The organism is Thermobaculum sp. T2p, assembly GCF_059335935.1.
The window spans coordinates 1-24,709 of the sequence record NZ_JANZYQ010000021.1; the positions used below are offsets into that span (position 1 = coordinate 1).

21 protein-coding genes and 1 CRISPR repeat array are annotated in these 24,709 nt (G+C 59.6%); of the genes, 2 read left to right on the forward strand and 19 right to left on the reverse strand.

Features of this window, described 5'->3' with window-relative positions:
• Nucleotides 1-47 precede the first annotated feature (47 nt).
• Nucleotides 48-7,397: a CRISPR direct-repeat array (repeat unit 30 nt; unit sequence GTTTCAATCCCTTATAGGTAGGCTACGAAC).
• A 532-nt stretch (nt 7,398-7,929) separates the two neighbouring features.
• From N2245_RS10800 to N2245_RS10860, 13 genes are all read right to left on the reverse strand, one after another.
• Complete coding sequence (locus tag N2245_RS10800; protein WP_494536745.1) at nt 7,930-8,226, reverse strand: hypothetical protein; 297 nt, start codon at nt 8,224-8,226, stop codon at nt 7,930-7,932.
• 145 nt (nt 8,227-8,371) lie between these two features.
• Complete coding sequence (locus N2245_RS10805) at nt 8,372-8,962, reverse strand: MarR family winged helix-turn-helix transcriptional regulator (protein ID WP_494536746.1); 591 nt, start codon at nt 8,960-8,962, stop codon at nt 8,372-8,374.
• Complete coding sequence (locus N2245_RS10810) at nt 8,944-9,729, reverse strand: type 1 glutamine amidotransferase (protein ID WP_494536770.1); 786 nt, start codon at nt 9,727-9,729, stop codon at nt 8,944-8,946. The genes N2245_RS10805 and N2245_RS10810 overlap by 19 nt, the downstream gene beginning before the upstream one ends.
• Nucleotides 9,693-10,286 (reverse strand): protoglobin domain-containing protein, encoded by a 594-nt coding sequence (locus N2245_RS10815; RefSeq protein WP_494536747.1) that lies wholly within the window; start codon nt 10,284-10,286, stop codon nt 9,693-9,695. The genes N2245_RS10810 and N2245_RS10815 overlap by 37 nt, the downstream gene beginning before the upstream one ends.
• Nucleotides 10,287-10,407: 121 nt before the next feature.
• On the reverse strand, nt 10,408-10,785 hold the full coding sequence (locus tag N2245_RS10820; protein WP_494536748.1) for a hypothetical protein: 378 nt from the start codon (nt 10,783-10,785) through the stop codon (nt 10,408-10,410).
• A gap of 97 nt (nt 10,786-10,882) precedes the next feature.
• The gene (locus tag N2245_RS10825; protein WP_494536749.1) at nt 10,883-11,815 is read right to left on the reverse strand and encodes an NAD-dependent epimerase/dehydratase family protein; all 933 of its coding nucleotides are present in this window, start codon (nt 11,813-11,815) and stop codon (nt 10,883-10,885) included.
• Between the two features lie 244 nt (nt 11,816-12,059).
• Complete coding sequence (locus N2245_RS10830; protein WP_494536771.1) at nt 12,060-13,511, reverse strand: glucoamylase family protein; 1,452 nt, start codon at nt 13,509-13,511, stop codon at nt 12,060-12,062.
• Between the two features lie 85 nt (nt 13,512-13,596).
• Nucleotides 13,597-13,809 (reverse strand): hypothetical protein, encoded by a 213-nt coding sequence (locus N2245_RS10835; protein WP_494536750.1) that lies wholly within the window; start codon nt 13,807-13,809, stop codon nt 13,597-13,599.
• A gap of 25 nt (nt 13,810-13,834) precedes the next feature.
• Nucleotides 13,835-14,437: a hypothetical protein gene (locus N2245_RS10840; RefSeq protein ID WP_494536751.1), complete on the reverse strand. Its 603-nt coding sequence runs from the start codon at nt 14,435-14,437 to the stop codon at nt 13,835-13,837.
• A gap of 66 nt (nt 14,438-14,503) precedes the next feature.
• Nucleotides 14,504-15,082, reverse strand: a complete 579-nt coding sequence (locus N2245_RS10845) for a hypothetical protein (RefSeq protein ID WP_494536752.1) — start codon at nt 15,080-15,082, stop codon at nt 14,504-14,506.
• A gap of 12 nt (nt 15,083-15,094) precedes the next feature.
• Nucleotides 15,095-15,985, reverse strand: coding sequence for a major capsid protein (locus N2245_RS10850; RefSeq protein WP_494536753.1), 891 nt, complete (start codon nt 15,983-15,985; stop codon nt 15,095-15,097).
• An 11-nt stretch (nt 15,986-15,996) separates the two neighbouring features.
• Nucleotides 15,997-17,322 (reverse strand): phage portal protein, encoded by a 1,326-nt coding sequence (locus N2245_RS10855; RefSeq protein WP_494536754.1) that lies wholly within the window; start codon nt 17,320-17,322, stop codon nt 15,997-15,999.
• Between the two features lie 10 nt (nt 17,323-17,332).
• Nucleotides 17,333-17,698, reverse strand: coding sequence for a hypothetical protein (locus tag N2245_RS10860; protein WP_494536755.1), 366 nt, complete (start codon nt 17,696-17,698; stop codon nt 17,333-17,335).
• Between the two features lie 253 nt (nt 17,699-17,951).
• Here N2245_RS10860 and N2245_RS10865 point away from each other — a divergent pair, with 253 nt between their 5' ends.
• Both N2245_RS10865 and N2245_RS10870 read left to right on the forward strand, forming a co-directional pair.
• Nucleotides 17,952-18,182 carry an AbrB/MazE/SpoVT family DNA-binding domain-containing protein gene (locus N2245_RS10865; protein ID WP_494536756.1) on the forward strand — a complete coding sequence of 77 codons (231 nt, stop codon included), beginning with the start codon at nt 17,952-17,954 and terminating at the stop codon, nt 18,180-18,182.
• Nucleotides 18,179-18,667, forward strand: a complete 489-nt coding sequence (locus N2245_RS10870) for a type II toxin-antitoxin system VapC family toxin (protein ID WP_494536757.1) — start codon at nt 18,179-18,181, stop codon at nt 18,665-18,667. Before N2245_RS10865 ends, N2245_RS10870 begins: the two co-directional genes overlap by 4 nt.
• Nucleotides 18,668-18,965: 298 nt before the next feature.
• Here N2245_RS10870 and N2245_RS10875 read toward each other — a convergent pair whose 3' ends face one another.
• The 6 genes from N2245_RS10875 to N2245_RS10900 form a co-directional block, all read right to left on the reverse strand.
• Nucleotides 18,966-19,127, reverse strand: coding sequence for a hypothetical protein (locus tag N2245_RS10875; RefSeq protein WP_494536758.1), 162 nt, complete (start codon nt 19,125-19,127; stop codon nt 18,966-18,968).
• Between the two features lie 73 nt (nt 19,128-19,200).
• On the reverse strand, nt 19,201-19,692 hold the full coding sequence (locus tag N2245_RS10880; RefSeq protein ID WP_494536759.1) for a GNAT family N-acetyltransferase: 492 nt from the start codon (nt 19,690-19,692) through the stop codon (nt 19,201-19,203).
• Between the two features lie 132 nt (nt 19,693-19,824).
• Entirely contained in the window at nt 19,825-21,465 is a 1,641-nt protein-coding gene (locus N2245_RS10885; RefSeq protein ID WP_494536760.1) for a DUF2705 family protein, read from the reverse strand.
• A gap of 11 nt (nt 21,466-21,476) precedes the next feature.
• Complete coding sequence (locus N2245_RS10890) at nt 21,477-22,385, reverse strand: ABC transporter ATP-binding protein (RefSeq protein WP_494536761.1); 909 nt, start codon at nt 22,383-22,385, stop codon at nt 21,477-21,479.
• A complete protein-coding gene (locus tag N2245_RS10895; RefSeq protein ID WP_494536762.1) occupies nt 22,369-23,136 on the reverse strand; it encodes a TetR/AcrR family transcriptional regulator in 768 nt (255 codons plus the stop codon). Before N2245_RS10895 ends, N2245_RS10890 begins: the two co-directional genes overlap by 17 nt.
• A gap of 377 nt (nt 23,137-23,513) precedes the next feature.
• The gene (locus tag N2245_RS10900) at nt 23,514-24,662 is read right to left on the reverse strand and encodes a polysaccharide deacetylase family protein (RefSeq protein ID WP_494536763.1); all 1,149 of its coding nucleotides are present in this window, start codon (nt 24,660-24,662) and stop codon (nt 23,514-23,516) included.
• Nucleotides 24,663-24,709: the final 47 nt, after the last annotated feature.

Here is a 24,709-nt window from a genome sequence, read left to right on the forward strand (position 1 = left end):
AGGCTACGAACGCCCACTCGGCAAAGGCGAGTAGGTCTTCCAAGTAAGTTTCAATCCCTTATAGGTAGGCTACGAACATCGTCTGCGCAGGCAGCGCGATGTCGCGGAGGGGCGTTTCAATCCCTTATAGGTAGGCTACGAACCTTATGAATATCCTGAGAATTGTACTTTTTATAACATGTTTCAATCCCTTATAGGTAGGCTACGAACAGGCTATCTTAGGAGCGTTGATCGTGCCCGAGGTGGGTTTCAATCCCTTATAGGTAGGCTACGAACGGACAAAGATTTTTCTGGGCGTGGAGACCTACGACCCCCGTTTCAATCCCTTATAGGTAGGCTACGAACTTTCGATTAAGAATTCTTTTCTCACTTTTTCTCCTCCTTGTTTCAATCCCTTATAGGTAGGCTACGAACTCGATCGACCGCGGGATCATGCCCGCACCGGGTCGCGGTTTCAATCCCTTATAGGTAGGCTACGAACTCTGCATGCCGGTCGACACCGAGCTCACCAGCGAGCGTTTCAATCCCTTATAGGTAGGCTACGAACTAAAAGGAGATGCAAAAATGAGTAAGGAGTGGTACGGGTTTCAATCCCTTATAGGTAGGCTACGAACAAAATTCCCTAGACCTATTTTTGTGCCAAAAACTCTGTTTCAATCCCTTATAGGTAGGCTACGAACACGGAATAAGGGCTTTCCAGTCGTAGTTGTTCCTCTGTTTCAATCCCTTATAGGTAGGCTACGAACGCTTCTGTATGATGCCCATCGGGACCTCCTATCGGGTTTCAATCCCTTATAGGTAGGCTACGAACCACCAGGAACGAGATGGAGAATCTGCGTGAGCCACGTTTCAATCCCTTATAGGTAGGCTACGAACTCAGTAAGGGCTCGATCGTCACGCCTGGTCTGCCCTGTTTCAATCCCTTATAGGTAGGCTACGAACATCCCCACTCCGTCCACCCCGTCGACAAAATGTATAGTTTCAATCCCTTATAGGTAGGCTACGAACTGATATGTACATGTTCTGATTAGCCGAAGTCTTGCAAGTTTCAATCCCTTATAGGTAGGCTACGAACGATGCTGGGCACCGTCGGTAGCGGTGGATCCTCTAGGTTTCAATCCCTTATAGGTAGGCTACGAACCGTCAGGATTGAGGTAGCCGTATCCCAGTATCACCCGTTTCAATCCCTTATAGGTAGGCTACGAACCTCACCGCGTGGGGTGGCACCAGGATTTCAGACGAAGTTTCAATCCCTTATAGGTAGGCTACGAACGCCCTGCGTGAGGGATTCTCGGAGCGCGGCGAGCAGTTTCAATCCCTTATAGGTAGGCTACGAACACCTCGCGCGACAACAGCTGCTGCTGCATCTTCTGGTGTTTCAATCCCTTATAGGTAGGCTACGAACCCCGTATCCGCTGGGCGTTGTCGTCCGTGATCTTGAGTTTCAATCCCTTATAGGTAGGCTACGAACATAGCCTGGGGCTCACGGCGGAGCAGGTTGACGAGCGTTTCAATCCCTTATAGGTAGGCTACGAACGGGCGCGAGCGCCTGCCCCATCGTGCGGTCCAGCTCCCGCGTTTCAATCCCTTATAGGTAGGCTACGAACCTGAAGTGGTCAGGGAGGTGCTAATGGAGAAGAACAAGTTTCAATCCCTTATAGGTAGGCTACGAACTTTGGCGCACGCGCAGCTGCCCGCTCACGGAGGCGAGTTTCAATCCCTTATAGGTAGGCTACGAACGCAACAACCCGCAACACGCCGTTCTGACCAGAACGCCGTTTCAATCCCTTATAGGTAGGCTACGAACCAGGATCGCCTCCCAGCCGAACGGCCCGCTCCCCACCGTTTCAATCCCTTATAGGTAGGCTACGAACAAGGAGGACGTCGAAGCAGCACAAACCCTTGGTGAAGGTTTCAATCCCTTATAGGTAGGCTACGAACTGGATCCCGCTACCCTATTTCCGGGAACCAGGGTCCAGTTTCAATCCCTTATAGGTAGGCTACGAACGCGGTGTGTACAGGCCCATAATCGTTGTAGGGGAAAAGTTTCAATCCCTTATAGGTAGGCTACGAACCGAGCTAGAAGCACGAGCCCAGGTGCGCCTGCGCACCGTTTCAATCCCTTATAGGTAGGCTACGAACGATACACCATATTCTGAATAAGGAAAGGAGAGAGAAAGTTTCAATCCCTTATAGGTAGGCTACGAACTTCGCTCAGCCGCCCCTGCAGCTCCGTCAACAGCTGTGTTTCAATCCCTTATAGGTAGGCTACGAACCCTGCTGTGGCAGCGAGAGGAGGCTTCCCGGATCCAGTTTCAATCCCTTATAGGTAGGCTACGAACGTGGCAGAGGGTGCTGCGGGCGGCCGTGAGAAACGCGGTTTCAATCCCTTATAGGTAGGCTACGAACCGTCGTCACCTGCCAGCGCATGCCGGGGAGCTACCCGTTTCAATCCCTTATAGGTAGGCTACGAACGGATCCCGCCACGACCGACGCCGACACCTACGTCGAGTTTCAATCCCTTATAGGTAGGCTACGAACGTGCGCAGGAGATGGCCAGAGCCAATCGGGAGGCTGGTTTCAATCCCTTATAGGTAGGCTACGAACCCTACACGTTCACGTATAGCGGCGCGACGGGGAGCGGTTTCAATCCCTTATAGGTAGGCTACGAACGAGAGCAATATGCGAACTCGATAATATCTTCAAGATAAGTTTCAATCCCTTATAGGTAGGCTACGAACCGCTGCTACCGATCGTCGCCAGGGGAAGGCCTGGCGGTTTCAATCCCTTATAGGTAGGCTACGAACACAGCAGGAGACCACCGGCGATTATCGTGCCTCCTAGTTTCAATCCCTTATAGGTAGGCTACGAACGCTGTAGCCTTTAGCTACAGCTATCACCTTTTATTTTAGTTTCAATCCCTTATAGGTAGGCTACGAACATGGACAGAAAGAGATAGGTTTGTCGACTCTTGTTTGTTTCAATCCCTTATAGGTAGGCTACGAACATGGTTGGTCGTAAGGTTAAGGGGAACGGAGTCTACGTTTCAATCCCTTATAGGTAGGCTACGAACTAGGTTTGTCGACTCTTGTTTTGAGGATTCTCTCCTGTTTCAATCCCTTATAGGTAGGCTACGAACCCAACAGGCTGGGGTATTTTTTGATTCAGAAAACCCTGTTTCAATCCCTTATAGGTAGGCTACGAACCTGCGCAGCTTCTCCACGTACTCGGCGTCGTACACCTGTTTCAATCCCTTATAGGTAGGCTACGAACTCAGCGCCCGGTGCAGCGCCATGCCCGTGGCGTCCGGTTTCAATCCCTTATAGGTAGGCTACGAACGCCTAGGCAGGCTCTTGGTTTTAGGGTGCAGTTGTAGTTTCAATCCCTTATAGGTAGGCTACGAACGGACACTGCCCGCCAGATCAGCATCCTCAACACGCGCCGTTTCAATCCCTTATAGGTAGGCTACGAACCGCCGAGTGCGGCATTTTCAGTAACTCCACGGGCAATGTTTCAATCCCTTATAGGTAGGCTACGAACCCTACCAGAACTCGCTCAATATGTACAACCAGGCCGGTTTCAATCCCTTATAGGTAGGCTACGAACGGGGATGCTGCGGCAGCTGGAGGGCCGGAGCGATCCGGTTTCAATCCCTTATAGGTAGGCTACGAACTCCCGACACGGGACAGGTCGCACTCCGGCTGTCCGGGTTTCAATCCCTTATAGGTAGGCTACGAACGCGGCCTGAGCGTCCTGCAGGAACTGCTTCCGCGCCGTTTCAATCCCTTATAGGTAGGCTACGAACCTACCACGCCGCGTGTGGTGGCCAGACGCTGCCTGAGTTTCAATCCCTTATAGGTAGGCTACGAACGCCACCGGCTGCACCTGCCAGGTGGCCACCCACCAGCGTTTCAATCCCTTATAGGTAGGCTACGAACGGCGCTACGGCTACGTATGGCAGGGACACCTGAGGGGTTTCAATCCCTTATAGGTAGGCTACGAACTCGTAGTCGAAGACGATTCCGAAGGACTCCAGCTCCGTTTCAATCCCTTATAGGTAGGCTACGAACGGCACTATCCAGGTCGCTAGCCAGTCGTCTGTGTTCTTGTTTCAATCCCTTATAGGTAGGCTACGAACCCGTACTGGGTGCCGTCGAAGTAGATCTCCGCAGCGCGTTTCAATCCCTTATAGGTAGGCTACGAACAAGCTGCGTCAGCGCCACCACCGCGGCGGACACAGCCAGTTTCAATCCCTTATAGGTAGGCTACGAACCTACCACGCCGCGTGTGGTGGCCAGACGCTGCCTGAGTTTCAATCCCTTATAGGTAGGCTACGAACCTTAAGGATAACAAAGTATCCGCCAGTCTCAAGTAGGTTTCAATCCCTTATAGGTAGGCTACGAACCAGTTCTGCGGACATAAAAATACCCCTGGATTCAGCGTTTCAATCCCTTATAGGTAGGCTACGAACAGTGGTCACGTAACCCCTTGCGACCATCCTCAAGAAGTTTCAATCCCTTATAGGTAGGCTACGAACCAGGAGCAGGTCGAGGAGATTCTGCGCCGTTTTGGCGTTTCAATCCCTTATAGGTAGGCTACGAACCAGCACCAGCGCGAAGACCGTCCAGCCAACTATTCTTGTTTCAATCCCTTATAGGTAGGCTACGAACCACCACTACCGTAGGCACGCAAGAAGGAAAGGCACGTTTCAATCCCTTATAGGTAGGCTACGAACCATCACCCCAAAAGCTTCTGCTTATATGCATCAGCCGTTTCAATCCCTTATAGGTAGGCTACGAACGCGTGACCCTGAACCTCTTTCGGGCGGAGCTCTGCGGTTTCAATCCCTTATAGGTAGGCTACGAACTCAGCTCTGCCCGAGTCACCCCGAGCGGTTTATAGGGTTTCAATCCCTTATAGGTAGGCTACGAACCAGCGTGAGAGAGGGAGGTGAAACCATGATCCGGATCGGTTTCAATCCCTTATAGGTAGGCTACGAACGATCCTGCGTCTCGCACGCTCCCCCGAGTGGTGGTTGTTTCAATCCCTTATAGGTAGGCTACGAACTTCGATACGGGGGCGGCCACTATCGGTAGCACGCCCGTTTCAATCCCTTATAGGTAGGCTACGAACCTACCAGAAGACCTACAACTACAAGCGCTGAAAGTAGTTTCAATCCCTTATAGGTAGGCTACGAACGTAGTCCTATTTGTCGACGAGGTCGGCAATGCTACCAGTTTCAATCCCTTATAGGTAGGCTACGAACGGGACTATCACAGCCATCATGGGTACGAGAAGATCTGGTTTCAATCCCTTATAGGTAGGCTACGAACGCGGTCGCTCCACCGCTCGGCATCACCATTACTGAGTTTCAATCCCTTATAGGTAGGCTACGAACGTCGTGAGGGAGTTTGCAGGCAGTGACTTCGAGGTGGGTTTCAATCCCTTATAGGTAGGCTACGAACTTCCCACTAAGCGGTTATCACGGTTGTTACCCGAGAGTTTCAATCCCTTATAGGTAGGCTACGAACCCCCAGGAGCCTCACTGTCTCCACCCGGCCGGAGATCGTTTCAATCCCTTATAGGTAGGCTACGAACGAGGCAACTGCCACCTGGGTGGGTGTGGGCGTAACGTTTCAATCCCTTATAGGTAGGCTACGAACCTGCCGGCCGGTCGGTATCGCCATTGCACGTGTTGGGGTTTCAATCCCTTATAGGTAGGCTACGAACTTATGACCAATCATGAGATCAATGCGTCGAGCTTTTGTTTCAATCCCTTATAGGTAGGCTACGAACGCCTGCTCGAGGCGTCGGAGGAGGGGTTGCCGAGGTGTTTCAATCCCTTATAGGTAGGCTACGAACAGACCGCCAAAGAGGTCCGCAGGAAGCTGCGGGAGCGTTTCAATCCCTTATAGGTAGGCTACGAACTCATGGCGGGGAAGACCGCGAGGTCGGTGCGTGCGGGTTTCAATCCCTTATAGGTAGGCTACGAACGACCAGGAGGCCATCCCCGCTGGTAGCGGTAGTAGTGTTTCAATCCCTTATAGGTAGGCTACGAACGTAGATTGTGCGGACATAGGTCAGCCAGTGCGGGTGGGTTTCAATCCCTTATAGGTAGGCTACGAACGGCATCCTGCTCGCCCTGGCGATCGCCCTCCCCTTCGTTTCAATCCCTTATAGGTAGGCTACGAACGGGCGCCGAATATGCGCCCTGGGTATTGAGTCAGTTGGGTTTCAATCCCTTATAGGTAGGCTACGAACCAGCCAGTCAATTGTCACGTAGTATTGACCCCACCTGTTTCAATCCCTTATAGGTAGGCTACGAACGGGCGCCGAATATGCGCCCTGGGTATTGAGTCAGTTGGGTTTCAATCCCTTATAGGTAGGCTACGAACACCTGATATTAAGCCTCTTCACTAGCACTTGTAATTGCGTTTCAATCCCTTATAGGTAGGCTACGAACTATTGCCCAAGCGCGTACCATCTCGGGTAACAACCGGTTTCAATCCCTTATAGGTAGGCTACGAACCCAGGAAAAAATCTGTGTGTCAAGTGGGGAAAACCCTGTTTCAATCCCTTATAGGTAGGCTACGAACGCCGGACGTAGACCTTGACCATCCCCTGTCCCTCCTGCGTTTCAATCCCTTATAGGTAGGCTACGAACCTGACCAGTATGCGGCTTCTTCGTCAGGGGAAAGATGTTTCAATCCCTTATAGGTAGGCTACGAACTGGCGCGGGCGTGTCGGGAGGCCGTGTAGCCGGGCAGTTTCAATCCCTTATAGGTAGGCTACGAACTCCCGACGCCAAAGCCTCGTACAAATTCATCCACCACAGTTTCAATCCCTTATAGGTAGGCTACGAACATGGTAACGACAGGATCTATGGCGGTGACGGCCGAGAGTTTCAATCCCTTATAGGTAGGCTACGAACCCAGTAGTCGCCGGCCCTCACCTCCCGGCCGTTGCGCGTTTCAATCCCTTATAGGTAGGCTACGAACCTCTTTGTGAGGCTATGGTGTCAAAGCTCACGATAGGTTTCAATCCCTTATAGGTAGGCTACGAACCGGGCTTGGAAACGTTGTTGCAGCCACCCATCGCCTGTTTCAATCCCTTATAGGTAGGCTACGAACACCTCTCGAGCTCCTCATCGTGTGCGTCATCTGCGCGTTTCAATCCCTTATAGGTAGGCTACGAACCCAACATCAAGACCTGCCCAGGGTCAAAGAACACAGAGTTTCAATCCCTTATAGGTAGGCTACGAACCGCGAAACAAGGATTGATTAGTATAAGAATTTGCAAAGTTTCAATCCCTTATAGGTAGGCTACGAACTGAATGGGGGATAGAACTACTGCTAGAACGTTATATAGTTTCAATCCCTTATAGGTAGGCTACGAACCCAAGGAAAGTATAGGTGGAATGCGCAGAAAATGCAAGAGGGTAATGAGGACCAAAATAGGGTGTTTATGAGGAGCGATGGAGGTAACCATAGGTGGAATGCGGAGTTAGGGCAGGCAGTGGGTGTGTCGACCCCCGGGGGGTACTACAGGATTGGAGGTCGACACATCCTGGAGAAGAGAGAAAGTCCCTCCCATAAGCTCCAGAGAGGGGGCTATCTGGCACCCTTCCCGAGGTGATTATCTAACGCTGGGGAGGAGCTAGAGGAGTGGAAGTTGTGTGTAACTCCCGATTCCCCGATTGTTAAGAAACCGGGAATCGGGCAAAAGAAATAGGGCACTACAGCTGAGGCATACTAAGATGACGGGGAGTTACTGGCTGTGGAACCTATGACGTGCCTTGGATGTTAGTACTGCCTTCGTCGGATACTATCAGGTGACCTTCGGAAGGCCAGGAAAGTATATCTGCACCGCCGGTGCAGGCAAAAGGGCGGAGCTGGCGCAGGGAGAAGCTATGCCCCTCCCTGTGATCACTTACTGCGCCTGGAACTCGTCGCCCGCTAGGTCCTCATCGTTGAACACCAGGCCGAGCTGGATGCCGTCTGGCGTCTCGATGAGGTCGATAGTGGAGCCGTCGAGCGCCTGGCTGACGTCCTCGGAGATATGGAGCACCTCCTGCCCTTCGTGCTCGATCACTTGATCGCCCAACTGAGCCTTGCCGCTCACCAGGCCGATCTCGCCAGTGTTGAGCACCTCAAGGCGGAGCACATCGCCCTCGGCGACCTCCACGCCCTGCAGGATCTCCTTTGCTGCTGTGCTGACGTTGACCATTAAGAACTCCTTTTCGTTATCTTCTGCGTTGACCCGATATAAAATAAATAAGCTCGGTCACAACGGGACCGAGCAACTCCCAGCGGCCTCGCCGTTGAGATTACTTATTATACAACTTATTGGCCGGATATGCGAGACCCCTGACTTATTTGCCCATAGGATTTGCCACTGGCGTGTGGTCGGGGCACAGCTTACGCGACTCTTCCTCCGAGAGGTAGGCGTCGATCAGCGCACACCTGTGGGGCGTGAGGCTGTTCGGGGAGGCGTTCTCCCGAAAGTAGGTGCATCCCCGGCAAGGCTCCGCCACGAAGAGCGCTCCCATCTCCTGCAGGCTCCAGAGTACCCGGCCGAGCCCCCGCTCAAAGATACGCCGCTCCTCGGGCGTCATATCGGCCAGCGCCTCTGAGAGGGCATCTCCCCAGCGAGCTAGCGCCGAGGCTACCCGTTCCCCCTCTGGCGTCAGGCGGAGCAGCGTGACCCTGCGGTCGTGGTCGCTGACCTCCCGCTGCAGCAGCCCCCTGCGCTCCAGGGAGTCCACCACGCCCACGGCACTGGCGTGCGAGCTGGCGAGCCACAACGCGAGATTGCTGACCGTCGTTGCGAAGCTCTTCGTGTGCCGCACGAATAGGAGCGTCTGGGCCTGCGCTGGCGTCAGCCCCTCCCCGTGTGACTCCCTGGCGATGAGGGCGCGCATCGCCTGCCCCAGCCGCAGGAAGGTCATCGCCAAGCGGTCCACCTTTCACCCTCCACTGGCTCCAGCAGGGCGTCGACCACGGCCGCCTGCAAGGTCTCTAGCCGGGGCAAGTGGCGGTGCGCCTCCCGCGCGATCGCCCCCGGCAGGGAGGGATCCTGCGCGCTGGCCTCCGCGACCATCTGGGGCTCGCTCAGCCACCTGGATAGCAGGTCGTCGTCCGCCTCCACGTGGAATAGGATGCCCCAGGCACTCTCGCCCCACCTGAATGCCTGGCAAGGGGTCACCGCCGAGCTGGCCAGAGGGACAGCTCCCCGTGGCAGGTCGAAGATGTCGCCGTGCCAGTGAAGCACCGTCTCCCTGGGAGCGAACCTCGAGAAGATGGGGTCGCTGGCTGCCTTGGGGGTGGAGATGATCTCCCCCCAACCGATCTCCTTGCCACGGGGATTGGGGTACACCCTGGCGCCGAGCGCCGCTGCAAGCAGCTGGCTGCCCAGGCAGACGCCGACGATCGGCACGCTACTCTCCAGGCAGCTGCGGATGAACTCCACCTCCTGCAGGAGGAAGGGATAATGTTCTCCCTCGTACACGCTCATCGGGCCTCCCATTACGAACAGGGCGGAGAAATCAGCTGTGGGCGGCAGCGTATCGCCGGCAAACAGGTCCACGTACTCCACCTCCGCCCCAAGGCGCACGATGTGACGCTCGAAAGCTCCCAGGTCCTCCCAGGGAACATGACGCAGCGCGATCACTCTCCTCAACACAAACTCCTTCCTCACCAGGCCTCGTTCTTGGCGTAAGGGCGTGCCCACAGCGTGGCCTGCAGTAGCACAGCCTTCAGCCAGGCCTGGTGCATCTTCTCCACCATCTCGGGCGGCTCTCCGCTCTGCTCCAGGAAAGGCCGCACGGTAGCGTATATAGGGTACACCAGCGCGTTGATGTATCGCCAATGGATGTAGGGGGGAGTGCCCTCCGCGGCCGTGCCATCGGTCTGGTTCTTCTTAGTGAAGTGCCGCTGGGCGATCTCCTCCTGATAGGCCAGCCAGGCGTCGTCGTACTCCGCCCTGCAGGTGTCCTCGATCCAGCGACCGAAGCGGGCACGCACCCTCTGCAGGTACTCCTGGCTGGGCCCATCGGGCCGCGAGAAGTAGGCCAGCAGGTGAGGCTGCGACGCCACGAAGCCGTACCACACGTCGAGGATCTCCTCCTTGCGCGGGCCAAGGATCTCGCCTGCCCTGCGCAGCGCCTGCACGTCCTCATCCGACCACAGCAGACAGGACTGGATGCGCTCCAAATCCTCCATCGATACGGGAGAAGGCTGCACTGAGGGCTGTCCATAGGTATATCCGGGAATCTCTACCTGGCTCATCACTGCTCCTCCTGTTGCAGTTCCTCAAGGTTAATATGTAGGATACTTACATATTTTGGCCGTGTCAAGAGCCCCTGGTGTGTAGCAGAGATAAATTCTCCCTCTCCCACCTCGGCACGGTTCAAGCGCTAGGTTCCTGCCCGCAGGTCTCGCCCGCCCTCTCTCGGCTGGACAGCTGAGTTAGCACCCATTCAGGACATGGTAGGCACTGGTGCAGTGCCCTTGCCCCGGCAGCATGACGACGATCGGCTACATCGAGGTGCCGCGACGCACCCTGGATCTTGTGGCCTGCATGGCCAGGTGGGGGTATCTCCCACGCCCCCGAGGCGGGAGGATAAGCCCGCACTCCGTCTCTCGGCTCCAGGACGGACGGTGCCAAGACCTCACCAAGAGCGCCACTCGGGGTCCTCTGCCTGCCATACATATGAGCACCAAGGCTCTCCTCGAAGGCTACCGCATGCTCGAGAGGTCTGCCAAGCCGCTGTAGGGCGATGCGCACCTGGTCACTCCTCTGCAGCTGTCCTTGGAGCGGGGGATATCGCTGTGACCTGCCACCGCCTTGGCGCTCGATCATCGATCAACTGGGCCGCGAGATATCAGGTGGGGCCTGGCGTGGCGTAGGAAGCCGGAAAGCCCTGTCGCCAGCTGGGGTATTGCAGCTGCCAGCCCAGCTCTCGCTTGGCCTTGGCGTTCGAGGCCCCCCGGATCTGGGTCATCATCAGCACGACAGCCTCTCCAGCCAGCAGCCGTGCTAGCCACACCGGCACCCGCAGAGGCGGCTTTGCCCCTGCCGCCTCCGCCAACACCGGCAGCCACTCCCGGACGGGAGCTGGCTCGTCGTCGACGATGTTGTAGATGCCGGACTTGCCGCGCTCCAACGCCAACACCGTGGCGGCCGCCGCATCCTCCAGGTGGATGAACGACCACATGCCATCACCGCTACCCACCAGCGGCAGCTGGCGCTTGCGGACGGCCCCCACCTGCACGTCGCTGGGATCACCGTAGAAGAACCCGTAGCGGAGTGCTACTCCCCCCGCATGCGTGACGGCATCCTCCAGGTAGCGGACAGCATCGAGCGTCTCCCTCATCGACGCCGCCGGATGAGGATCCAGCGGGTCCTCCTCGGTCTTCACTGGCCCTCCAGTACGCGCGTACGTCCACCCCCCGAAGCTCTGGGCCACAAAGCGCTTTGTCCCAGCCTCTCTAGCCGCAGCCAGGAGGTTGTCTGTGCCCTGGGTGCGCAGGAGGTTCGTCACGTGGAAGGTGCGATCGAAGCGCCGAAAGTCCGTGCCGCCAGCCAGGGCCGTGGCCTCATGTAGGATCGCTTCCGGTCGCACATCGAGCACTGCGCGGCGTACTGCCTGCGGGTCGAGCAGGTCAAGCGTCAGCGCCTGGGCACCAAGCGCACGGATGCGCTCCATGCCCGAGGCCGATCGTGCGGTCGCCACCACCTCGTGCCCCGCTGCCCTCAGGTGGGGTATAAGGCGCTGCCCTAGCACGCCGCTGCCGCCGGTCAGAAATACTCGCATTATGTCTCTCCCAAATGTGGAATTGCTGGTGTTGCCGAGGGCTGCAATCCCGCCCTCTAATACCCTCTAATATAGGTAATCGCTCCAGGAGTCCCTGGCGTTACGCCGCTACAGCCAGCTCGTCGCACCTCAGGCCCGTGCAGCAGGTGGTGCCCAACCGGGAGCTGAATCTTCTATAGGGTATCTAAAAGGTTTGGGCACCAGGGGAGGACACCCCACCCTCCCCTGGCTTCGATGGGCTGCGCTACGGCATGGGCGAGGCGTTGAACCTCTCGATGGCGATCACCGGCTTCACCCGCTGCTTAAACTCCGTGGTGGCGAAGGCCTTGCGTAGCATGTCGTGCTCGAGCGCGTTGCCGATAGCCGCCATGATCATCCCCTGGTCCAGCGACAGGTAGTAGGGCGATACTACACCCGTGTCCACGTTCACCGAGTCGCGGAAGCCCCAGCGCGTGTAGATATCGAAGTCGCGCTCGAGGTTGGCAAGGTTCTGCATCGCCTCCTCGGGCGCCCAGCGCAGCGCCAAGAACACCGCGTGCGGTGTCACCACGCCGTTGGTGTAGGCCGAAGGCGGAGGATCGGGCTGCGGCTCCCTGCCGGGGCAGCCGGGGAACCCGTGGTCGATCAGCGTGCCGTCGTTATTGGAAGGGTACCCACTAGGATCCATCCCGATGCCGTCCACGCCGTAAGCCATGTAGCCCCCCTCGGGCTTGTTGGCCGGGGAGAAGCCCCAGTAGCCGTACTGGGCCTCATGTAGGCCGTGATAGATCTGGGCGCGCACCGTCAGGGGATGGTTTACCCCCCAGCTGTGAGGCCCCCACCGCTCCTCAGGAAGGAACAGCGCCGGCATGAGCGCCTCGAACATGCTGCCTCCCCAGCTGGGAACTATGCGCATGCCAGCGTATTCGTAGGCTCCCTCGAACACCCTCACGCCGTAGTAAGTACGGTAGAAGCCCACGGGGCGTGTCTCCTGCCAGCTCCAGTCGCAGCTGTCGGGAAAGGTCCGCCATGCTCCGAAGTACTCCTTCTGTGGGATCTCCCCCTTGGCGATGCCGATGTAGCTGGCGATTCGGCTCTCGCTGACGATGGTGTCGTAGCAGCAGGGGGATTCGCCCGTACTGGGGGCGTAGTAGAAGGCGATGCGGTTGACCTCCGGCCGGTAGTAGAAGCCGAAGTCCATGCTGTCGTAGATCGCCCGCGCCCTGGAGGCGACCTCCGGCACGGAATTGCTCACGATATGCAGGCCGGTGGCCAGCCAGCCGTTATCCACCGATGAGAGGATGGGCGTCAGGGGCTCGCCCGTGTCGGGCCAGACGGTGAGCTTCTCGCCCGTGCGATGGTCGTACCAGTTGTAGTACTGCCCTCCCGGCCAGTAGCGCTCCATGCGCTCCAGGGTGCTGATCGTGCGCGAGAGGCGCTCCACGGCCTCCCGATGGCTGATGATGCCCAGCTTCTCGGCGACCACGGTGCTCCACATGTAGGCGCCGATGTTGGTGGTCGAGGTCTGCACGCTGCGGCTGCCGTCTATGCCGAGCCGGTCGGCAGGTAGGCCGGTCACGGGATCGGTCATCGCCACAAACGAGGCCCAGGTGTCTCGGGCGTAGCGGAGCAGCGTCTGCCGCACGTCCGGACGAGCCGCGGAGGCCGGTGAGGCGGGCATCAGCAGCACGGCGACTATCGTCACCGCCACGCACATCCTCATGAGCGCCGATGTGAGTTGTCCTAAGCTATGCCTGTTCATCTCTCCCTCCTTCTGTGGCAGGTGCCACAAGATGCTCTCCTCACAGCACTACGCTTGCCAAGGTACCCACGGGGAGCTGGGGGGCGGGTGCAACCTGTGGGTGATCCCGAGACTCTAGGCATCGAGAGTGGCGGGGGATAGACAGCAGCTTCGTGCCCCTGCCCTCGTGGGGACACAGGGGACACTTACTAGGATGCCGCAGCTTCTTGAGGTTGCTGGCAGCGTTGAGAAGTAGGGCCAGAAGCGCTCTCATAAGGGCCCTCATGTTCCCACGGCCCCTACTCGTGCAGGGGGAGGATGACCATTGCCCCACCGGTGAGCGTGACGGTGCTGCCGGAGATGAGGTTACGCACCTGGGCGCGCACGCTGCGGGTGCCGCTTGCGGCGGCGATGACCGAGGAGTGGGTGAACGCCTGGCGCAGGCCCGCCATGGGGGAGCCGTAGGTGGCGACTCGGCTCTGGGAGGTACCTGCAAGTATGCGTACCTCCAGGGCGGAGGCAGCCTGCGTGCTGGTGTAGCCCTCAAGCTGCAGAGCGATCCACAGCCGCGAGGGGGCATCGGTGGTTATAGATGCCGAGAGCACGTCCTGCCAGGGTGCACCAGTAGTGTAGGGGATGCTGGTTGTTAACAGCGATGAGGTTGTTGCGGGGTTGCCGGGGATCACCATCTGTGATGGTGATCCGCCTATGGAGGCTATAACCAGGGGGTCGCCCGTGGGCGCTTGCACCGATAGGCAGTAGCTTTGGAGGTGCTCGTCACGTATGTGGTCGGCAACTGACGCCGAGAGGGCTCCGCCGTCGGAGTCCAACGACTGGATGATTGCCTTGCGGGTTGCTGGGTCGTAGGCGATGACGAGTGCTAGCTGTAGGGTGTCTTGCATGACGATCTCCTTAATTTAATGAAGATTGGGAGGGGCTGGTGCCCCTCCCGTTAGGTTGCTGTTTGGTTACCATGCGGTGCTGAGGAAGCTGCAGCGCATCTTGCGAGGCTGAGCTTCCAGCCAGTCCTTGTAGCGCTGGGCATATATCTCCATGGAGGGCACCTCCTTGCGGATCATGACGCCGCCGCGCTGGCGCCTGCTCTCCAGGGAGCAGAGGGCTGAGTAGGCCGAAAGCCATAGCAGAGGCTCCTCTTCCCAGTAGAGTATGCCCAGGGGAGTGGTGTCGTCCCCGGGAGGGAAGATGCATGCGGGGTAGGTGACCGCGATCGGTCGCACGCCGCGAGTACCCATGGGTTCCAGCATGAGGATGTGGTCATCCGGCAGGAAGTAGGCGTTGGGCGGCAGCACCTGTCCGTCCATATCGACCCTCCAGGGAGGCCCGATGCAGTCATCGGGTAGGTAGTAGGCGCCGTCTGATGGGTCGGGGTTGATCACCCTGCAGCGCGTACGGGGTACGTGGGTGGTCAGCAGCTGGACGGAGCTATCGATGTACTCGTTGAGCTCTTGATCCTTCCAGGCATATGGCAAGCTCTCGTCGCCCAGCTCCCACCGCAGTCGGTTGCGTATGTCAGCACGCGTGACCATGTATGTATCCTCCTAGGGCAGGATGCCGACCATCTTGGCGGCGGCTATCTCGCGGAAGAGCACTAGTCCCACATACCACTTGATGCGCCACCTGCGGGCGTTCTTCGTCTCCAACATGCCTACTTCCTCGACCTGGATGCCGCCGTTCTCGATGCCCACAAGGCCGGTTTGGAAGCCGAACTTGACGGCGTACATGGTGGAGGTATTGTTGGCTGTGCCTTTGGTCTCAGAGTCGGAGATGCTGTCATCTACCTCCACGGGGATGCCATCGTAGTAGAGGACGTGGTGGCCGAACTGGTCGACGTCCGTCTCGAGCACGGAGCCGGAGGCGCGGCGCAGGGAGTTGAGCTTCCTGCGGGTGCGCTTGGAGCAGAGGATGACGTCGGGCCTGCCGGGCTTGACACGGTCGAGGAAGGAATCCATTGCGTCGAGCGTGAGGTTGCCGCCGTTGGCTCCCAGGTCCTCTATCTGGGAGCTTGAGGTGATGAGCTTCTTGAGGCCGTCGAACTGCTTGGGGTTGGCGGTGGAGTCGCCGTTGTAGAAAGAGTCGGAGAAGGCGTAGGCGACGGCTTTGGCGCGCTCGGCGATGATGGCGGCCTCCAGGTCCTGCACGCTGCTGTAGGTCTGCTGGAGGAAGGCATCGATGTCGGCATCGCCGCCGATGATGCGCAGGGCAGCTGTGCGGCTGTTGAAGGTGGGGGTAGCTTCTGTCCAGGTGTCGCCCACGTCGTAGAAGGAGGCGGCGGGATTGGTGGCCTCCTGGTTGTAGCGCAACTCGTTGCCCTGTACCTCCATGAAGGGTAGGTAGCGCAGGACAGGGGATTCCTGGACGATCGTCTCCACGACTCCGGCTACTAGCATGTCGTTGGTGAGCTTGGCTGCTTCAGCTTTGGTAAGGGCCATGATAAAACCTCCTATCTGTATTGTTGTATTTGGAATATGTCCTCAGGGGATAGGGATTCCTCCACGACGCGGCGGTACTCCGCCTCTGGGTCGTCTTCGCCCAGGACCTCCATCGCGCGGCGGCGGGAGTGGATGCCGGCCTCCACGAGCGCCACCTCGTCGCGAACGGTCTGGGAGCGATCCTCCGGCAGCAGGCTGGGCCACTGGACGAGCGTCCTGTAGGGCGCCATGGAGCCGTGCCCCAGCAGCTCCAGGGAGCGCAAGATAAGCTCGTTGCGGGCCTGGATGACGCCGGTCCATATCTGGCGCTTGCGGCCGACCTTCTGGACCAGGGGCTCCATCTCGACCTCGAGCGCTGCACCGGAGATCACCCTGCCGGAGTCCCCAAAGGCCGTGCGCGGGGTCTCGGCGATGTCGTGCAGTGCGCGGTAGAGCAGGTCCACGTACTCGATATGGAGTTTGACGCCCCCTCCCTGTAGTAGATCGAGCAGGTAGGCCTTGCTCTCGGCTGGAAGCTCCCAGAGCTGCCCCGGTCCCACGCGGATACCGTCCGCCTCGGCGTTCTCAAGTACGGCGATCGGGTTGCCTGAGACTTCCAACACCCACGCCAGCACGGACATGCGCTTGTTGAGCTCCCGCGCCGGCTCAATGAGGTCCACCAGGTCGGACTCTCCCCAGAAGGAGAACGGCCTGCGAGCGTTGGGGAATATGACGTAGGGGATGCACCCCAGTGGGTTGGGCAGGGTGGCGACGTGGGCGCCATCGACCTCCAGAGTCACCTCGGAGTCAGTCCACCGCTCGGTGAACTCCCCGGAGAGCCCGTTGCCCGCCCACAAGCCATGATCGATGGGCTCCTCGACGATGTAGGTGTGGGTGACGGCGAGGACGCGTCGGAAGTCTAGCGGGTCGGCCTGGACGTCCAATGCCTGGGGATCGACAGAGGTCACCCGCACGCCCTCCTCGGTGGGGAGGATGCGAAAGGCGCCATCGCCAAGGACTGCTGCATCGACGGCGGTGTCGTAGTCGAGCGCGTAGAGGTTGTTGGCCTCGTAGGTGGCCTTCAGCAGGCGCTCCACCTCGGCGGCGCGCTCAGGCGGCATCTCTTCGGAGGCTGGCACCTGCAGGTTGTAAGGCTTGCCGAAGAGGTAGGAGGCGGCCTTGTGGACGAAGACGCGTGCGTAGTTGAACGTCAGGCGCTTCTCGCCCGCCCGCTGGGGTGCCTCCCACTGGATGCCTTGGTAGAAGTCGAGGTACTGCCTGTAGCGCAAGAGGCGCTCGGAGCGCCCATCCTTATGGGAGCTCTTGGGATGTTTCCCTGAGGGTTGCCACATGCTCATCCTGTGCCCCCTAGCGCCCACGCCTGCCTAGAGCCCAGGCGATCTTGGCGATAGCAGGTGCAGAGCGCACATCAGCAGGGGGAGAGGCTGCCCTTGCGGGATTGGTGTGTGGAAGCACCCGCAGGGAGGCTTGCCGTGCACTCTCTATAGCTCTGTGGTAGGCAGCGCGTGCGGCCTGCAGAGAGGCATCGACCTCCTCGATGGTCGTGCCCGTGACCAGCTCGGGGATGATGTCTGGATGTGAAGCTATGACCGTCTGGCGGTAACGCTCCACGGCATCGCGCAGGCGAGCATGAAGCTGCTGCAGGTCTTGTGAGGCCTCCTGGAGGACCTCGGAGTCGGACTGGTGCGCCATGGCTTCAGCGAAGTCGTTCATGAACCCCTCCTTTATAAGAACTTAAGTTCTTTATACAACATATGTTCTGTTAAAATCAAGCATCTTAGCGGATTTTTACATTTGTAAGCTACGGCGTGTCGGGGTTATCGTCCTCTCACGCCGGTGGAAATGGATGAATGGGAGAGCTCCTGCTGCTCTTCGCTCCCTGTGGCCAATAAGTGGTATATGTGGTATTACATAACTGGTATTACCATGTGGTAATTTTTATGTAGTATTGCTTAGGAGGTTGCCTATGCCCAGGGTCACGCGCAAGGGCCAGGTAACGTTGCCCCAGGAGGTAAGGCACCGCCTGGGGCTCAAGGAGGGCTCGGAGGTGGAGTTCGTGGTGCGAGGGGACGAGGTCCTGCTGCGCAAGAGGGTTTCCCCAGAGAGGATACAGCGCTGGGAGGGGTATCTGGAGGGTCGGCTTCCTGATGGCTCTGTGGATGCCTTCCTGCGCGAGGTAAGGGGAGAGGATGAGTGAGGGTGGCGATCGACACCTGCGCGCTGCTTGACCTGCTGGCGGGCGATCTTCGGGCACGTGCTGCGGCCAGAGATGCCCTGCTGGGGGCCTCAGCTCGGGGGGCATTAGTCATCTCCTCGGTGGTCCTTGCAGAGCTCATGGCCGCCTTCGAGTCGCGGGAAGAGCTTATGGCCTTTGTGGATTCCCTGGAGTTGGAAGTGGAGGAGCCCGCCGAGGAGGCGCTGTGGCTAGCTAGCAGAGCTTGGAGGGCATATCTTGCGGATCGCGGCCAAAAGATACAGTGCTCTTGTGGCCATAGGTTTGAAGTTACCTGTCCTGGGTGTGGCCACATGATGAGCCTGAGGGGGCATATCCTGACCGACTTCTTGGTTAGGGCACACGCCAAAGCCCAAGCCGACATGCTGTTGACCCGGGACAAGAGGCTTTGGAGCTACTTCCCTGACCTGCAGGTGTGGGACTATACCTCTGGGAGGACTTCCCCGTAAGCTGCCCTAGCATCCTCTGGGCGCCGCTGCCCTTGGGGAGCGTGTTGAGGCGTAGAGCTGAAGCGGAGTATTAGGGGCCAGGGGGCACGTGAAGTTAGCGTGCCCAAACAGGAGGTGTGGGCACGCTTGTGTGGCTAAGGGAACCTGCCTTGTGATGGCAGTCCGTGCGATGGCCGGTCGCTCTTGGCGCTGGCTGCGGGGCGCACAAGAGGCTAGGCGCTCCCTATGGCCCAAGAGGGCCTGATGCTCCAGCAAGGGCAAGGAGGCCCTTGTGTTAGGGCACTGCCGGAGGGCTGGCCTAGGCCTCGTAGCCCCGTTCTTGGATTAGCTGCTCCAGCTCCTGGTCTGAGACCTCTCCCTGTTGGTGGTAGTAGTTGAGGTGCTCACGCAGCCTGATGCGCAGCTCCTCGTCGTTCGTTGCCTCGATGTGCTCTCCGCACTCGCAGTCCAGAGCCTTCATAGCTACTCCCCTGCAATAGGTAGACCCTTTAGGCGCGATCACGACTACTGCATCAAGATACATGCCAGAACAACTATTCCAACCGCCGATCGAAGACCCTGGAGGTCTTGATGAGCCTGTAGTCCTGGCGCTCGTAGAAGCGGTGTGCTCTCTCCCGGATGATGTTGCTGCGCACGACCATGCGCCCGTAGCCTTGGCGACTGGCCCATTCCTCCGCGGCCCGTAGCAGCTGCGCTCCCACGCCCTTGCTCCTGTACGCTTCGTCCACCACCAGGCCGGCCAACACCCCACAGGCACCCGACTCCAGCGTGAGCTCCTCGCAGGCGTGCACCCAGCCCACTACCTCGCCATCGATCTCGGCCACCAGCAGGCAATGGGTGGGCAGGGAGGAGATGCGCTCCAGCCTTGTGGCCACATCTTCGGCGGTGGAGGGATATCCCAGCTGGGCGCACAGCTGGCACAGCTTCTCCACATCCTGCTGGGATGCAGGCCGCACCTTCAGATCCAGCACTTCCGACACCTCCAATCGATATCTGCTCGCAGGACCATCACCATGATGGTACATGCAACGGCCAACTGAAATTATGGGGCTGGCGATCACCACCCAGTCGTCGCACCTGACGCCGCTTCCCGAACGTGGATGTGGGGGGCACATGCTTGGCGCACGACAAGGGTTGCCAGGCGCTTGCACGGCCCCTCACGAGCGGGCTGCCAGGCTGGTGCGGCCGAAGGCGACCACGGCAGCCACCAGAAGTGCCAACCCGATCGCCAGCAGCGCCAGGAAACTTCCCCACTCCATGCCGGTAACTGCCGGCGTGCCGTACTGGTGGAAGATCGACAGGCCGATCAGCCAGCCCGGCAGCTTGATCAGCGGCTGGAGGAACTCCCCTAGGAAGGAGACCAGCAGGAAGGCGCTCGCAAGGCCCATCACCGCCCCCGATGGCAGCTTGCAAGCCAGCAGGTAAACTAGTCCCACAGCAATGAGCTCCAGCGGAAAGATAGCCGCCGACGCCGCCGCCAGCTTGCCAACGTCTACCCGCAGGTCCACAGCCCACGCCGCAAGCAGGATCGCCAGCCACAGCACCACGGGCATGATGATCGTCGCCAGGGTCACCGCCGCCGCATGCTCCAGCAGCAGCCGGGACCTAGGATTCGGCGTGGCGATCACGAGCTCCATGCGACCGCTGTCGAGGTCGCGGCTCCAGGAGGCCGCCAGCGTGAGCGCATAGAAGCTGACCAGCACCGGCAGGAAGCCGAAGAGCGCAGCGCTGATCACTCCTTGATTGGTGGCGATGTCCCGACCGCTGAACAGCTCGCCTACCACTCCTCCCTCGGCGACGATCCTGCGGAAGGCATCCAGCAGCCTCGGCAACATCCATGTCAGCAGGCCGGCGTAGCCCACGCAGATGCCGACAATCCACGCCAGGATCGCAAGCGCCCGTGCCCTCAGCGTGCGCCATCCCAGCGACCGCAGCCAGAGCGAGCCCCAAGCGGCCTCCAGGAGCTCCAGGGGCCTCTCCTCCCTCTGGCCTCCTACGGAGAGGTCCAGCACGACGCCGCCGAGGTCTCGGTGCGCAAAGACCCAGGCATTAATCACCAGTAGCACCAGCAGGGCCAGGACCAACACCGCCAGTGAGGCCCAGTCGGCAGGTACCGAGGGGATCAGTGGCTTGTTGGTGTTGTAATAGTGGTAGAGCGAGAGGTAGCGCGTCCAGCCTGCGCCCTCCACGGTGCGGCCCACGGCGTCGAGCATGAACATCACGAGCAGCACTCCTCCTGTCCAGCCAGCCGCCGCGCCGGCCGTCCGCAGGAATTGCGACAGGAAGCATGCCACTCCAAGCACGCACAGCTCGAACAGCCAGACGTTGAGCATCGCTCCCAGAGCCCGCGCGTAGTCCGCGGCCTCGTGAGCGCTGGCCTGCCCCAACATCGCAAATCCCGCAAGGATCAGACAGATCAGGAGGATGCTCGCCGCCACGCCGGCCAGCTTCTCCAGCAGCAGCCGTATCCTCCCCAGCGGGTAGGAGAGCAGCACGTCCATGGAGCCCCGCTCCTCCTCCCCGCGCAGCAGCCTTGCCCCCATAAGCAGCACCCATATCGCCAGCAGCGTAGGGATCAGCACGCTCGTGCCGCGGAACGTGATGTACCCTGGAACGGTGTCGATCGCTACAGGTTCTGCGTAGAACCTAAAGGACTGGTAGATCTCCGCCACGCCACCCCTCAGTGCCTGCTCGGCGGTAGCGTACAGCGCATACAGCAGCAGCCCCAGGCCTACGCCCCAGCCGATCACCGCGACCCTGTGATCCCTTATCGTCTTCAGCCATACGGATCTTAGCATCTTGTCACCTCCTAGGCGGTCACGCTCGTGGGCTCATAGAAGCGCATGAAGATCTCCTCAAGGCTGGGCTCCTGGACCGTGATGCTCTGGGCGTTGTACTCAGCGGCCTTCCGGATGACAGCGCTCAGGTCGCCGCCTCGCACCTGCAGGTGCAGCTCACGGCCATCGCGCTCCACATTCAAGCCCTCCACCTCCGGCAGGGAGGCGAACTCGTCCGAGGGCACCTGCCTGCTGAACGTCACGACCACCGTCTGCTGGCGGAGCTTCTTGAGCTCGTCCACCTCGTTGATCTCCACCAAGCGCCCATCGCGCACGATGCCGACCCTGTGGCAGGTGCGCTCCACCTCCGGCAGGATGTGTGAGGAGAGGAACACCGTGGCGCCCTCCGCCTGCACCTCCCGCAGGATGCGGTAGAACTCCTGCTGGTTGAGGGGGTCGAGCCCTCCAGTGGGCTCATCCAGGATAAGCAGGCGGGGCCGGTGCATGAACGCCTGGATGACTCCCAGCTTCTGCCGGTTACCCCGGGAGTACTCGCGAAAGCGCTTGCTGGGGTCGAAGTCCAGCCGCTCGCAGAGCGCCGCCACGTACCGGCGATCCACCCCGCCACGCAGGTGCCCCAGGTAGGAGAGGATCTGGGCTCCTGTGAGGTTGGCGTCGAACGCGAACTCCGAGGGCAGGTAGCCGACCAGCCGCTTGACCGCCGTCGACTGCGTCCAGCAGTCCAGCCCCGCTATCGTCGCCCGCCCGGCCGTCGGGCGCAGGAATCCCATCAGCGTGCGGATCGTCGTCGTCTTCCCCGCACCGTTGGGCCCAAGGAAGCCGAAGATCTCGCCCTCCTCGACCTGGAACGTCAGGTCGACGATGCCCCTGCTGCGACCATAACTCTTGGTCAACCCCTGGACGTCAATCAGCGCTCCCATCGTCTACCTCCTCTAGATGCTGTTGCAGATATGCCTTCACCATAGTGATCATCTGGCCTATACGCTCCTCCAGGAAGCGGACCATCCTCTCCCTGTGTTCCAGAGTCGGCTGGCGCCCCGTCTCCAGCGTGCGCCGCGTGGCCTCCGCCAGCAGGTCACACTGCCTCTCAAGCGGGATGGTCACGCCCTCGGGCCAGAAGTGCTCCACCGTCATGAAGCCGATGGAGATCGCTCCCAGCGTGTGGGTTACCTCCTCCAGAGAGAGGTCCGTGCGGACCATGCCTTCCTCGCGGAGGAACTCCACCAGCTCCCGCAGGAAGTCCATCCGCCGGCGCATGAGGGAGCCCTCGCGCAGGTACTCGTGGCGGGCGATGCTTCCTAGCGTGCGAGAATCCGTCAGGAGCAGCGCTCTAGGCAGCGGCCGTCGAAGCGTGGCCAGCACGCTGTACTTCACCAGGCCATGGAGGGTCAACCCCTCAGGATCGCTCCACACATGGTGCTGAAGCTCCTCGACCATCTGCAGCCACTCGCGCAGCAGCACGCACATAAAGAGGTCCTCGCGACTGCCCCAGTGGAGGTAGATCGTGCCCTTGGCGACTCCGGCCTCGCGCGCGATGTCCTCCATGGTGGTCTTGTCGAACCCCCAGCGCTCGACCAAGGCGGTGGCCGCATCGAGGATGCGCTCGGCGCGCTCCCTCCTCCTGCGGGGATCTGCCCGGCGCCTGCCGCGGGCACCCGTCTGCTTGGTCATCTCACGCCCTCCACCAACACGGAGCCGCGCCCTGGCAAGCTCCTCTGCCTACGACATTTCCACCCTCGTCCCCGCCATCCGCTGCGCCCGTTGCCTGCGAAAAGCCCTGTAGCACGCACGCGATCACAAATCTTATATTTCTTGACCAAATAAGTATTATCAGTCACATAATTCACAGCCTGATTGTACTTCGCCGGCGTTCCAAAGTCAACCCCTTGAATCAAGCAGGTGGTACCCTCTGGCGGCATTCCCAGGCCCGAGGCCACCTGAAAGCGGTCCTGGGACATCAACCTTTTTCCCGATTTCCCGGTCTCTTAACAATCGGGAAATCGGGAAAAAGGGAGTGAGGCACTTGCTAGGGCGCTGTAGGGGCGCTGTCAGCGATAGAAGGCGTCGAAGGTGGTGAAGGTGTACCCTCTTGCGCGTAGTCCCTGGATGATCTGTGGGAGCGCGGCGGCGTCCTGCGACTGGGAGCCTACGTGGAAGAGGTAGATGGCCCCGGGCTGGGCGCCTTCCAGCACGCGCTGGACTATCGCCTGCTTGCTGAGGCCCTTCCATCCAAGGGAGTCCACCGTCCACATGAGGTTGAGCTTGTAGCCCAGGGTCCGCAGGTCGACCAGGACGGATCGATCGTAGTCGCCGTAAGGTGGGCGGAAGAAGGGTCTAGGGCTCCTGCCGGATATCTCCTTGATTATCCTCTCGGTCCTCTGGATCTCGCTCGCGCGCTGGGCGTACGTCAGGGGCCCGGTGCTCGTGGAGTGGCCGGTGAGCGACCCGTGGCTGTAGGTATGGTTGAAGACCGTGTGCCCCTCGTTGACCATGCGCCTGATGAGGTCGGGATTGGCCTGGGCCCACTTGCCGGTGACGCCGAAGCTAGCCTTCACATCATAGGCCTTCAGGGTGTTCAGTATCTGGGCGGCGTACCCGCGGTCGGAGCCGGCATCGAAGGTGAGCGCCACCACTTTGCGGGAGGTGTCCAGCCTGGTCACGCTGACGGCTTCGCCCTGGCGGAGCAAGCCACCATAGGCGTAGCCCATCACGCCCCTATAGCTTACCCTGTACCAAGCTCCGTTGTAGGGGCCACTGATCACGCTTACTTGTCTGCCCTGAGGGACAGTCAACTTTACGTAATAGTTGGTGCCTGGGCCGCTGCGCACCCTTGCCCCAAAGGCCGCGGTGGCATAAGTCCCTTTGCAGAGGTGAGTGCCCACGGCGCTGCCTTGTGCGAGGTAGTCGCCGTGGACGTAGCCGGTTAGTCCCATGTAGCGCACCTTGTACCAGTAGGTGCTGTAGGGCCCTGAGAGCACGTAGGGCTCCATGCCGCAGGGGATGAGCTTGCGCACTGCGTAGGAGGTGCCTGGACCGGCTCGGAGGTTGAGCGGTGCGGTCGTGCTGGCGTAGTTGCTGGGGGAGATGGATGCGGCCCTGGTGCTCCCTGCTGGTGCCGCCAGTGCGGCAAGCAGGATCCAGGTGAGGAGCATGAAACTCCACCCTGACCTCATCTTGTACATTAGTATGCCTTGCATGTGTGAACTCTCCTGCTAGTAGTCAGTCTGATGTTATCCTCTCGCTC